This window comes from Gilvimarinus sp. 1_MG-2023, assembly GCF_030548285.1.
This window is the reverse complement of record NZ_JAUOSC010000332.1, coordinates 1-373: the sequence shown is the minus strand read 5'-3', so window position 1 is coordinate 373 and position 373 is coordinate 1. Positions and strand designations below refer to the sequence as shown.

General features: G+C 50.1%; 1 protein-coding gene. It reads right to left on the bottom strand.

The window, feature by feature from the left end; genetic code table 11:
- A partial coding sequence (tyrS, locus tag Q4563_RS17045) for a tyrosine--tRNA ligase (RefSeq protein WP_303605337.1) occupies positions 1–364 on the bottom strand: 364 nt, incomplete at its 3' end.
- Positions 365–373: the final 9 nt, after the last annotated feature.

Sequence of the window (373 nt, the reverse complement as noted above, 5' to 3'; positions counted from 1 at the left end):
CATCGGCACTGTTGTCGCCGCAGTCAAAATCGATAAACTGACTGACCTGGGCTTTCAGTTTTTCTACCCAGCCAGCAACGACGTCAGGTCCGTTCAATTTGCGTTCCTGCGCTTTGAAACTGGGATCACCGATCAGGCCGGTAGCCCCACCAACCAACGCAAATGGGCGATGCCCCGCAAGTTGGAAACGTTTCAGCATCAACAGGGGAACCAAGCTACCAATATGCAGACTATCTGCTGTTGGATCGAATCCACAATAAAGTGTACGCATGCCAGATTCGAGATGTTGAATCAGTTCTTCATCTGCGGTCGCCTGGTTTAGCAATCCACGGGCTTTCAAATCTTCGATCAATGCAGCTGTCATGACATACTC